This is a genomic window from uncultured Ruthenibacterium sp. (assembly GCF_963558415.1).
Classification (GTDB): Bacteria; Bacillota; Clostridia; order Oscillospirales; family Ruminococcaceae; genus Ruthenibacterium.
In genome coordinates this window covers 1-11317 of the sequence record NZ_CAUWGY010000077.1, presented here as the reverse complement: position 1 = coordinate 11317, position 11317 = coordinate 1, and the positions used below count along the sequence as shown (strand labels likewise).

Here is an 11317-nt window from a genome sequence, read left to right as displayed (position 1 = left end):
TCTCCGGACAGCTTCGTTATATTACCACATCTTCTTCCCTCTGTCAACGTGTTTTTTGCATTTTTTTAAATTCTCTTGTTTTTTGTTTTTTCCTATATTACTATATATAAAGGATTGGAGGCGAGGGTATGATTCTGACCGTCAATGTGAGCAACACTTCCGTTCTCTTAGGGGCGTACGAAAAAGGACGGCAGACTTTCTGCGCTTCCCTTCACACCAATCTTTCGAAAACCTCTGATGAATATGCTGTACAAATGCAATCTGTTCTAGCATTGTACGGTCGAACTCCTGCGGATATTTCGGGTGTCATTTTTTCCTGTGTGGTTCCTTCGCTGTTGAGCTGCATACGTCGCGCTCTGACTCACTTGTACTCGGGAAGAATTTATACGGTAGGACCCGGACTGAAAACAGGACTTTCCATCCGCATGGATGATCCTTCTCAGCTAGGAAGCGAACTTGTATGCTGTGCTGTAGAGGTTCTTGCCGCGTATTCTTATCCTTGTGTGATCATTTCTTTTGACACAGCTACTACGATGATTGCCCTGGATGAAAAGGGAGCGATGAGAGGCGGCACTATCCTTCCAGGCGTACGCACTGGAATGGATGCATTAAGCACTCGAACCGCTCAACTTCCTCAAATTGACCTGGTAGCACCCAAATGTGGTGTGCTGGGTACCAATTCCACGGCATGCATGCAGGCCGGTGCCATTTTGGGGACTGCCAGCATGTTGGATGGCATGTTAGAGCGTTTTGCGGACTCTTTGCAATGTCATGATTTATTTTGTGTGGCTACCGGTGAAATCGCTCCAGTGATTCTTCGCCACTGCAACCATCCCATCCATTATCACGAAAATTTGGTCTTGGATGGTCTATATCGGCTGTACTGCAAAAACGCTAAATGAGGTGTTCTCACTGCTTTTCATAGGCGGTGTGTACATAAAATATGGTTACGCTGTATCCGCTTTGGGCGGAACGGCAGTAAGGAGAAAAAAATGAAAAAGCAAACAAATGTCCGTTATCTTGTCCAGCTATCTCTGTTGGCTGCCATCGAATTGGTTATGGCCTACACACCACTTGGTTATCTACGCGTATTTGCGTTAGAAATCACCTTTTTAATGGTTCCGGTTACTTTAGGGGCTATTTTACTGGGCCCTACCGCCGGTGCAATATTAGGAGGCATCTTTGGCTTGACAAGCTTTGCCACCTGCTTTAGTGTCAGCGGATTCGGCGACGTACTGCTTTCAATCAATCCTGTTTTTACCTTTCTGGTGTGTGTGCCCACCCGCATCCTGGCCGGCTGGTTGGCCGGTTTGGTATTCAAAGGGGTTTTTGCCGCGGAGAGCAAAACTGGAAGCCGACATTGGCTGTCCTTCGGCGCCGCATCTTTGGCTGGCCCTGTGTTAAATACCGTATTCTTTATGAGTGCTCTGGTGCTGTTTTTCTACCAAACCGATTTTATCCAGGGAATGGTACAAACACTCGGCGCTGCCAACCCGCTGATGTTCGTAGTTCTTTTTGTCGGTGTGCAGGGCGTGTTAGAGGCCGTGGTAGGCTTTGTAGTCGTAGGGATTTTGAGCAAGACACTTCATCCTATTTTATCAAAGATGTAAAAAGACTTAAAAAGAAAGCGTGTTCAAAACACGCTTTCTTTTTTCTTTGCAGAAGGGACTTTTCAAACGTAAAAAAATATGTTAATATAACTGTTGCACTTACTAAATGCGTCCGTAGCTCAGTTGGATAGAGCGTTCGGCTCCGACTACTGCGACACCCCACCGGGCGCAGCCGAAAAACCGCATAACAAAGCCATTTTTCGACATCGCATCCCTCGGTTTTGTAGTAGCCTGACTACTATTTGACCACTTATAACTGAATAGTTGAAACCCGTCTTCGGACGGTTTTCATAGATGTGCGTCCGTAGCTCAGTTGGATAGAGCGTTCGGCTCCGACCCGGAAGGCCGCTGGTTCGAATCCAGTCGGGCGCACCACAAAAAGACCGCTGTGTGTTCACGCAGCGGTCTTTTTGTATGGATTTTGGTTTGTACCACATTGTGTTACAAACCAAATCATATTGAATATGATTTCGTAGGTATGCCTTTCAGTCGATTTTCGGCTCCTCCAAACCCGCCCCAAATTCGCTGTTTGGGGCAGGTTTTCTTCCCATGGTGTCGTTCCTCGCCTTCGCCTCATTCCGCGCGATACAGGCTGTTTACCGGCGACACGCGCCCTGCTTTTCTCACAGCCCCATCACTTCGCTGAGTTTCTGTCCGGCAAGACGCTTGTTTTTGTCAAAGGCATGGCTGTAAATGTCCAGCGTGGTGCTGGGCTGGGAGTGACCCAGCAGGCCCGCCACCGTTCGAACATCCACACCTTGGGCGATGAGCATGCTGGCATTTGTGTGGCGCAAACTGTGCACATTCAAATTTTCTGGCAGACCGTTTTCACGGAGAATTTTCTTGAACCGGAAGGTGAAGGTGCAGGGCACCATAGGGTCGCCATTAGGCTGTCGGAACAGGTAGTCATCCTGTGTGAGCGCACCCGCGCCTTGCTGCTCTTTTTCCCATTGACATTCCTTCTCCCAGGCGTGCAGTAGCTTGCAGAGATCTTTGGACAAATACACTACCCGCACCCCTGCCCGTGTCTTAGGTTCCTTGACCAGAATGGGTTGTCGACTCAGCTTGACAACGTTTCTTTGAATGTGAAGTGCCCGCTGCCGCCAGTCTATGTCTGACCAGCGCAGACCGCATGCTTCGCCCCGGCGCATCCCGGTGGCAAGGATGAGCTTGTAGTACACTTCATATTTCATGCTTTGGGTTTCCAGCGCCGCTATAAGCTGCCGTACAGTTTCCTCATCTGCCACCGGGCGCTCTTTTGGGATACCCTTCTTCTTGTAGGCCCGCCATGCGGGGTTGTGAGTAATATAACCCGCCTCCACCGCATCGGACAGGATGCCGCACAGGCAGGAATGAATCCCCTCCACTGTTTTCTCTGCCAGTACATTTCCAGTGTTTTCGTTCTTCTCCTGGCGCATGGCATCGTAGAAGTCGCGGAAGATTTCCTTATTCAGCTCTGTCAGTTTATAGTGTCCAAGTGCTGGCAGGATACGGCGGATATCCTGTTTATCACGCGTCAGCGTACTGGCAGCGAGTTTTTTCGGTGCCACCTGCTCGAGCCAGATCTCGATGTATTTGGCCAGGGTCATACTGTGATCCACCGGCTGGCCAGGGGTGTGTTTCACCTCCTGCTCATAGAGGACTACCTGCTCATTCAGCCATTTTTCTTTCTGTTTCGGTGTCAGGCCCATAGGTGGGTGAACAGTCTTTTGAGCTGGCTTTAGTCGATTTCCCTGGTAATCATACCCACGGGACACTACCAGTAGATAGCTGTTCTCGCCGCGTTTTCGAATGCTTGCCATGTGTTGACCACTCCTTTGTGTGTTTTGGTACAACAAAGCATACCGACATCTGCGACACATAGCTATCACCAAACCCAACAAGAATTGGGTGCCACATTTATCCCCATACCACCAATAGCAACATGGGCGGCGGTTAGCCGTCGCCCCTGTTTTCTTCTTGCAGGATTTTTTAGCGTTCAAAATCCCTACGCTTTTCACGCGGCAACACTGCTTTAATATACGACTTTACCGCACAATATATCTCTTCAAACGGCGGTTTGTTTACACCTCCCGCGAAACGGAACTTTTCATAAGAGTGGCGCAAATCTTCGCTTCTATGAAGGAAACCATTAAAGGTATCCAAGTCTTTACCGCTATCCTTCAGTGTCTGAATGATGACTTCTCGATCAAAATCGAAAACCTTCGAAATATAATACAGATCCACAACATCTTTTATTCGACGAAATACTTTATCTGTAGAGATAGCCGATACCTTATCTGCTATCATTTGCGAAGGTGCAACACCACAAAAACGGAGCCCCTCCATTTCATATATTTTTGTCGGCGGCTCCGAACGATTTACATCGATATCCATAGTAAACAGAATTTCGCCTGTGGCGCTTTCTTGCAATTCAAATCCAGCAGAACGTCCTTCACCATACATTCTGTATATGCTCACATTCAAGTCTATGCCAGCTTTTTGGAGAGCGCTCTGTAGGGACTCCACCATTTGCTCTGCTGACGGCGGCGAATCGGTATTCCAGTTCCCATCAATATCAACTGTATGGCGGGTATCCTCAGAATAGCCGGCCTCCACAAGACAAGCTTTGAGTACCATTGAGCCCTTGAAGCTTATCGGTATCCCGCTATCATATATTGCCCTCATTACCTCGTACATCAATTTTTCTTCTGCTGTTATGTTCATATACAATTCCCTCTTAATTTTCGTAATACTCTATCGCTTCTACTGCTAATCGTTCAAATTTCTCCTGATATTCGGGAACAATCGATAAGCCCTCAAAGCTTTCTCCGTTACGATAATAATACCGGCTGATCGCTTCCGTAATTCCTTGCATATCCAATATTGCTTCGTTGGCCAAGGCATCAGCAATGGTTCGGTTGAAGTCTGTATACAACAATCCGTTCTTCTCCTTTACATTGCAGGAGCACACATGGTTGCCAAGAACCACCACGCCGTTAAATCGGGCAAGCGAATCACTCCCATATACCCATATGATGTATTCTTCGCTGTGTCCCCCGAAGTTCCCCTGACACATAAGCGCTTCATCCAATGCAAAAACTACGGATTCTCCAATACATTCACGGATCGCTTTCAGCCATGCGATCGCTCCCACGTAGTCGCTCCTTTTGGGCAGATCTACTTTTTGGGGATCGTACTTCGGAAGCACATTTGTCTTTCGATTGACAAGGTCTGCCTGTATACGATCCGCCAACAGAGTCACAATATATTCTGGTGGCTTACGCACTTCTGCTTCCCAATTTTGTATCGTGCGAAACGGAATGTTGTATCGTGCTGCAAATTCACTTTGCGTATCTCCCAGCTGTGTTCTCATCTCTCGTATATTCATATCTTTCCCTCCACCAACACAATACACCCAATGGGTGCATTATGTCAACTTTATTTCTCAGGCGACTTTATCAGGAATTGGGTACCATACTTACCCTAATATCACCAGCAGCAGGGGCGGCGGTCACCCGTCGCCCCTGCTGTTCATCCGGCAGACTCCGTATTCATTTGTTTCTGCTCACGTTCCCATGCTTCGTCCTCCGCTGGCTGAATCCACTCTGCCAACACAGACGCAGCCCGTTGCTTGCTCTCCAGCTGGGGATGGCAATAGGTGCGTTCCAGGAAGCGGGTATCTGCATGGCCCAGCAGCTCCGCTGCCACCTGCTTGCTGGTATTGTTTTGCAACAGATAGGTGGCGAAGAAATGCCGCAGGGTATGCAGATGATAATCCGGTGGAAAGTCGTTTTTCTGATAGATCCTGCGAAGCCGTCTGGTAAAGGAATCCGGGTGCACCGGTCCATCGACGGTGGAGAAGATATAGTCATCCGGGTGGATGACACGTCCCGCTCGCGCTTGCTCCAGAAACAGTTCTCCCATGTAATCATGCACCAGTTCCGGGATCACCACAGTGCGGGCACGGTGGTTTTTGGTGCTACTTTCCACAATTCCCTGTCCCAGCACTGAACTGCGGGAATGCTGTACCGTCACAACCCCGCCACCGTGAAGATCGTTCCAGCGCAGGGCACACAGTTCGCCTCGTCGCATCCCGGTGGTAATGGCGGTCAGATAAAACACCCGGTAGAGCAGCGGCTCCTGCAAAATGCACTGCATCAGCTTGCGCATCTCGAATTCGGCGGGGACGCGCTGCACCTTCTTTTCCACCCGAATACCCCGCACCCGATGGGCAGGATTGTAGAGCAGAATGTCGTTTCGCTTCGCGTCCTCCAATACTGCTGAGACTGTTTCGAGGTACTTATGTACCGTGGCTTCACACACAGGCTCTCCCCGGCGATTTTTCCGTTTGCGCAGTTCCGCACACATTTCTTCCAGGATCAGCGGACGGAGCTTATTCAGCGTCACCCCGCCGATGTACGGATAAACGACCTCCAGCTGGCGCTTGTACCCAGCCAGAGTGCTGGGCTTATAGTGGGTCTGCCGTGTAAGCCAGCTCTCGGCGTACTGCTCAAAGGTAGTGCGGTCGTCCTCATCCATCCCGCAGCGATACCGTTTCTCCATTCGCTCTGCTTCAGCATGGACATATTGCATAATGCCGCGCTTGGGTATCTCTTGCGGAACATCGATGGTGCGGCTCTGCATACGCTTTTGCCCTCCGGGGCGGTACCCGTTGCAGACAGTGATTTTGAATTTTCGTTCTCCTCTTTGCTTGATAGAAGCTATCCCGCTCGCCTCCCATCATGAAGCCTGTGACGCTGGTGACGGCAGTGACAGCATATTCGCTGTTGTCCCTTCTCCGGGAATGCTGTCACAACCGTCACTTCTGTCACCAAGCCAGAGCCGCAGGGTCCTTTTGCTGTTGGTACGGCTCACTTCCAGTCCGATGCCTGCTTCTGCCAACTGCCGTCCCCGGCTTTGAAGATACCGGGAAAGCTGTGCAGGCCCGAAGAGAAGGCCTTCCTTTCCCAGCCAGTCGGCCAGTTCGGTTGCAGTGCCTTGAAACATATCCTGCCGAAGCAGTTTTTGCAGCAGCATTACAAGAAGGCCAAACTGAAGCTGTTCCGGATCGGTTGTCCGATTCCAGCGGCAATCATCAAACTCCAGCGTTTCTTCCTGGTCCTCAATATCCCTTCCTGTTGCTGAAAGCACAGCTGTATTCTCCTGCCGTTTTGTCCGCAGCAGGACAAGGCTGCCATCTGCTGCACCGGAAAGGCCATTCGTGCCGGACAGCCGGTTAAACGGATCCTCATCCGGCAACTTGCGCAGGTGATGAATCGCCAGCAGACAAATGTGGTACCGGTCGGCAACACTTTTAAGTGCTGACGCATCCCGGTAATCTGCCGCATAGGACATCCCATTTCCCGACTCGATACGCACCTTCTGCAGCGTGTCCAGAATGACCAGCCGGATGCCGGGGTGTTCCTCCAGCGTCCGTTCCAACTGCCGTTCCAGCCCTTGTCCGATGGGAAGAGCCTGCCCGCAAAGGTATAGGCCGGCAGGGGCAGTCTGGGTCAGACGCAGCGCGCGGGAATGCAGTCGTTGGGGACCGTCCTCCAGTGCGAGATAAAGCACCTCGCCCTGTTGCGTTTTCCTCCCCAGGAAAGGGGTTCCTGTGCACACCGCCAGGCAGAGCTGCAGTGCCAGCCAGCTTTTGCCCACCTTGGGCGAACCGCCCAGAATGTACAGTCCCTGTGCAAAAAGGCCGTCTACCAGAAAATCGATAGGTTCCAGCGGCTGCTCAAACAAAGTTTGCATTGTATACAGATTTAAGTCTTGGGTCATCGCAACATCCTCTCTATTGTGTCATTTGGTGTTTTACGAACGTGATAATTGTCCTCTTTCACATTCCTCCTTGTTAATGTTTTTATTTTGAAGACGAAGGGCGCCAGAATTGAACTTGTAACGTCTCTTCTTCAAAACAACTTTCCTGATTCTCCGCACACAATGTCGGCTCACAATGCATACGACACACAAGGATATCGTTTTCGATATCCTTGTAAAGAGATATCGAGGTTTTGCCTACAGCAAGGATATCGTTTATGATATCCTTGCTTACCAGAGCTACCTATGAGGCAGTTCGTCTCGTGTGGGAGATTCTTGACACGTAGATTCAACTGCCAGGGGTTTGGGGTTGCCCAAGGCAAACAGCGTTTGGATATCCAAACGCTATGCTAGCAAAGCTAGACACCACCTGGGAGAGACCTTTTGACTGATGAAGTTCCTCCACCACCCCTTATAAGCATAACAGAAGTCAAGTACTATAAACGGGATCATAAGAGCAATCTGTCATTTTTCTCACTTCGTTTTCCCGGCCAGTTCCAGGTGCCGAGCGTAGATTTTTACCCAGAGCCGACAAAGGATTCCTTATGTAGGATTCCTTGTGCTGGGTACAGAGGCTTTCCAGGGTTTTTAAAGAACAGCCTGATCGGCCGTGAAATCTCTTAAAACCGCCACAAAGCGAATCTATGCAGCCTCCGTTCAACTGTCCTTCAAAGATACAGTTTGTAATACAGTCGAGATATGGTGCAAAAGGGAAAGAAAAGAAATCCTTAGTCTATCTTGGATTGCCACATGGCGAGCCACTTTTAAGCCGCTATGAGTAGCCGATGATCCATGTGGATTACCAACAACACTCCTGACCTTCTGTGAAATCCACTTTCGTGCCGCAATTTCATGATAAAAGTCAAACCTATCAAATCATGCTAGGTTTAAGAAAAATTTTTATAAAAAAGAGCCGTATGAACAAAGGCTTCGGAAAAACCGAATACCTGCTCATACGGCCCTGGTAGTCTTGGCTTTGAAAAGCCAGCTCCTGATCACTCGTTGTTTGCTATTCAGTTGTGGATCGTCTGTTAATGATGACCTCCAATCTTACTTTTAAAATATCAGAGATGTATTGACATTGTGAAAGAATTACTGCTGACAAAATTGATTGTACATCATTTCAGCCAAAACGTGTTTTAGTGCTGCATACTTTTTGGGGTCGCTGAACAAAATGCCGAATGCTTGACTACTCTCTTTGTACGCATCCATTGCGGTTCTATCATATGCTTTAGAAAACACACTGTTTATGAAAATCTGTTCTCCATCTTGTTGTGCAGATTTTCGTAAAACATCATCCTGGGACATTTTGTTCATGAGTATCTCGACAATAATGCGGTCACCTTCAGTAATCTCACCTGCATATTGCTCATTGAATTTTTCGATCACTTCATCAAGCTGACTTTTACTGTCTTGTTTTGATACTCCTTTTTTCATGGTAGGGGCTTCATACTGCCCGGAAACATCTTTCTGCAAAGAAATGGAGCCTGCAAAGGTTTCTTCCAATTTATAATACTCCAAGGCCACTTTGCTGCCGAGATCCCACATTTCTGTTTCATTACTAGGGAGCAGGCGTGAAAGATAACTGCAGAAGATGTATTCTTTATGGAGATCTTTATCAAACATACGAACAATTTGAGTGATATAGTTATACCACTTCACAAAGCTACGGATTTGCCGCCGAAATTCGTATCGTTGCTGTTGGTCTAAGTTGTTGTTATAACGAGCAGCAACTGGTAACAAAGCATTTGTAATTTTCCCCTGCAAGGCAATGTTGTTTTTGGTGCTCTGCGGGTCAAGGTAACTGGAGGTAACAGTGTCGATATCCTCATCAGAATAGGGTTTGCCTTCAGAGCGTTTCTTGTCCATGAACTGGTAAACTGGCTCATCCATTGGAGCGCATTGCAGGAGGACGCCCATCACCAGAAAGAGTGTCCTGCGCAGGGAGGCAGATCCCCTCTTGGAAATGCTGCGGCTGCGGACATCTATTTGGCCGGATTGGTATGGCGGGGCGTCAATGCCCGCAAAGGCCACCAGCGCTTTCTTGGAATGAAAACGGCGCACATCTCCAATTTCAGCCATGAGTTGTGGGCCGAGAGTGGGGCCAACACCAAACATCTCCATCACCACAGGATACTCCGGCAGAGAAGCCGCCAAGGACTGCATCTTCTGCTTAAGAGCAGCTAACGCGGCGGAAGTTGCCCGGAGTTGGGAAATAGCCTGTTCTACCAAAAGTTTTGCCGTATCCGTTTTCGGCATGACACCGAAGTGAGCGAAAGCGGAGGCATAAATGTCCAGCGCCTTGTCTTCACTGAAATTGTAGCCGTGCTTCTTGCACCACTTTTGGTACTTGGCGGTAAAGGCCTTCTCAGACAAGCCACAGACGCACTCGCAATGCCAAAAAGTGGCGACAAAGTCCACCCACTTCTCGCTGCCATCAGCGCGGGGCGGACTGGTAAACAGGCGGTTTGCGTTTGGAAAAGCAGTATCCAGCAGGGAGATCAAGTTGTTCTTCAGCATGGTTTGTACTTTGGAATACTGCTGGTACTGCCGGTAGCAGGTCTTCAGCATAAGCCGGGTATCCTCCTCAGGGACATATCTCGGCAGTGTGAGCCAGTGGTCAAGGCCGTAGTTTGCCAGCTTCACAGCATCTTTCTTGTCGGTCTTGGCCCGTCTTAAACTGTTGTTTCCGTAGTCATGCACCAGCATTGCATTGACTACCGAGACATAAAAGCCCGCGTCATGGAGCAGCCAGGCCACCGGCGCGTGGTAATTACCTGTGGATTCCATCACCACACGGGTCTCACCGTCCAAGCTTTTGAGTTGCCTTGCCAGCTCGCTCAGTTCATTGACGGTGTGGCACACTTCAAAGGGTGAAACCACTACCTCTCCAAAGGGCCGCATGACTGCAATCGTGCTCTTGCCCTTGGAAACATCGATGCCAACGCAGTTCATTCACATTCCTCCAATACCAAGAATCTGCAACCGGAAATCCATCTTTTCTCGCTGCCGATTCAATCTATTGGGTGACACGAACTCTCCGGCATCCGGTGGCTCAACCTGCTCAAATCGAACGCTACAACAAGAGGATGGCTGACAGTCTTTCGAACGGACATAAAAGCCCAAGGAGGGATTGGTCAGCCAGTTGCTCCCCTTATTGTAGCTTAGGCACGAGATGGAGAGAAAGCCGGACTGGCTGCCCGGCTTTCCTGTCCAAATTTATTGTAATAGAAGGGATTGCGGCGGCAAAACTGCGCGGCGTAAAATTTGGGCGGCCAAGAAAAGATGTGCCGGAACGATTCTGGCAGCTTAAAGAGGACTGGGAAGACCAAAAAATCACTTCACGGGAGGCAGCCCAGCAGCTTTCTATTGCACAGGACACGTTCCTGAGATGGGTTCAAGGAAAGTAGTACAAAAAAAGCGGTCAGGAAAATGTGGATTTTTCCATTCGGGCGCGCTATACTGTTTATATGTACACTTGTGTGCTGTTTTGCGCTGTTTTGCATAGTAAGGAGGGGGGCAAGCTTTCTTAGTTTATCCAAACTGCACGCAAAAACAGTAACCGATAAAGTCCACGTTATTGGTCAGGAAATGACCATTAAACAAGAAGAGGCGTTTTTTATGTATCTAAGGAAAAAGATGGACAGTGGAAAACGCTTAGCGCGCGGCCAGACCCACCGGCGGGGCGGTTGGCGGCGTGTCATAAGTGTGGCGCTGTGCGCCGTACTGTTCAGCACGAATATGGTGGGTGTATTTGCGGCTGATCTATTTGACGATACATCGTGCATCCGTGATGTCCTGTGCGGGGACGAGGGAAACAGCGCGTGCCCCGTCTGCGCGGAGGATTCGGCGCAGTGCGCGGCCGAGGTACAGCCGCCGGAGGATGAAAAGCCCTCTGTGTG

The 11317-nt window shown here is 49.4% G+C and carries 8 protein-coding genes, 1 tRNA gene and 1 pseudogene; 4 read left to right on the top strand and 6 right to left on the bottom strand.

Translation table 11 applies throughout. The features are described 5' to 3' along the window. The first annotated feature begins 128 nt into the window (after positions 1-128). The 3 genes from AB5H98_RS10900 (at position 129) to AB5H98_RS10890 (ending at position 1985) form a co-directional block, all read left to right on the top strand. The gene (locus tag AB5H98_RS10900; protein ID WP_367925926.1) at positions 129-902 is read left to right on the top strand and encodes a type III pantothenate kinase; all 774 of its coding nucleotides are present in this window, start codon (positions 129-131) and stop codon (positions 900-902) included. Positions 903-992: 90 nt separating this feature from the next. Further along, the gene (locus AB5H98_RS10895; protein WP_367925925.1) at positions 993-1610 is read left to right on the top strand and encodes an ECF transporter S component; all 618 of its coding nucleotides are present in this window, start codon (positions 993-995) and stop codon (positions 1608-1610) included. 298 nt (positions 1611-1908) lie between these two features. After that, a tRNA-Arg gene (locus AB5H98_RS10890) sits at positions 1909-1985 on the top strand. 248 nt (positions 1986-2233) lie between these two features. Here AB5H98_RS10890 and AB5H98_RS10885 read toward each other — a convergent pair. The 6 genes and pseudogenes from AB5H98_RS10885 to AB5H98_RS10860 form a co-directional block, all read right to left on the bottom strand. Next, positions 2234-3412: a tyrosine-type recombinase/integrase gene (locus tag AB5H98_RS10885; RefSeq protein ID WP_367925924.1), complete on the bottom strand. Its 1179-nt coding sequence runs from the start codon at positions 3410-3412 to the stop codon at positions 2234-2236. A 169-nt stretch (positions 3413-3581) separates the two neighbouring features. Continuing rightward, entirely contained in the window at positions 3582-4316 is a 735-nt protein-coding gene (locus AB5H98_RS10880) for a nucleotidyl transferase AbiEii/AbiGii toxin family protein (RefSeq protein ID WP_367925923.1), read from the bottom strand. 13 nt (positions 4317-4329) lie between these two features. Beyond that, a complete protein-coding gene (locus tag AB5H98_RS10875) occupies positions 4330-4980 on the bottom strand; it encodes a helix-turn-helix domain-containing protein (RefSeq protein ID WP_367925922.1) in 651 nt (216 codons plus the stop codon). A 143-nt stretch (positions 4981-5123) separates the two neighbouring features. Further along, complete coding sequence (locus AB5H98_RS10870; RefSeq protein WP_367925921.1) at positions 5124-6236, bottom strand: tyrosine-type recombinase/integrase; 1113 nt, start codon at positions 6234-6236, stop codon at positions 5124-5126. A 96-nt stretch (positions 6237-6332) separates the two neighbouring features. Further along, a complete protein-coding gene (locus AB5H98_RS10865) occupies positions 6333-7376 on the bottom strand; it encodes an AAA family ATPase (RefSeq protein WP_367925920.1) in 1044 nt (347 codons plus the stop codon). Positions 7377-9251: 1875 nt separating this feature from the next. Further along, positions 9252-10370, bottom strand: a pseudogene (locus tag AB5H98_RS10860) (IS110 family transposase); the annotation flags it as partial. Positions 10371-11036: 666 nt separating this feature from the next. Here AB5H98_RS10860 and AB5H98_RS10855 point away from each other — a divergent pair. Continuing rightward, positions 11037-11317: hypothetical protein (locus tag AB5H98_RS10855; protein ID WP_367925919.1), on the top strand; the 281-nt coding region annotated here is incomplete at its 3' end.